General features: G+C 50.4%; 2 tRNA genes and 1 rRNA gene. All 3 read left to right on the top strand.

The features are described from left to right. A 16S ribosomal RNA gene (locus GYA94_RS25590) occupies positions 1-55 on the top strand; the annotation flags it as partial. Positions 56-141: 86 nt separating this feature from the next. After that, a tRNA-Ile gene (locus tag GYA94_RS25585) sits at positions 142-218 on the top strand. A gap of 114 nt (positions 219-332) precedes the next feature. Next, positions 333-408: transfer RNA gene (locus GYA94_RS25580), tRNA-Ala, on the top strand. The last annotated feature ends 82 nt before the right edge of the window (positions 409-490 follow it).

The following is a 490-nucleotide window of genomic DNA, read 5'->3' as shown; positions in this document are numbered from 1 at the left end:
GGTGAAGTCGTAACAAGGTAGCCGTAGGGGAACCTGCGGCTGGATCACCTCCTTAATCGACGACATCAGCCTGCTGATGAGCTCCCACACGAATTGCTTGATTCATTGTAAAAGACGATCAAGACCCAAAGTTATACCATTAGGTCTGTAGCTCAGTTGGTTAGAGCGCACCCCTGATAAGGGTGAGGTCGGCAGTTCAAATCTGCCCAGACCTACCATTTTTGGTTGGAATGTTGAGCACCCCATGTCTCTGGATAAAGAGTGGTGAGGACGGCTCTTCTGCAGTTCAAATCTGCCCAGGCCTACCATTACATGGTTCAGCCGTAGAATACGGGGCCATAGCTCAGCTGGGAGAGCGCCTGCCTTGCACGCAGGAGGTCAGCGGTTCGATCCCGCTTGGCTCCACCACTTTCTGCGGTAGATGTTGCTCCTGCTCAGAAATTAGAAATGAACATTCGTTGATGAATGTTGATTTCTGACTTTTGTCAGA

Source organism: Pseudomonas juntendi, from assembly GCF_009932375.1.
Classification (GTDB): Bacteria; Pseudomonadota; Gammaproteobacteria; order Pseudomonadales; family Pseudomonadaceae; genus Aquipseudomonas; species Aquipseudomonas juntendi.
Note: the sequence above shows the minus strand (reverse complement) of the source record. Positions and strands in the feature narration are given on the sequence as shown.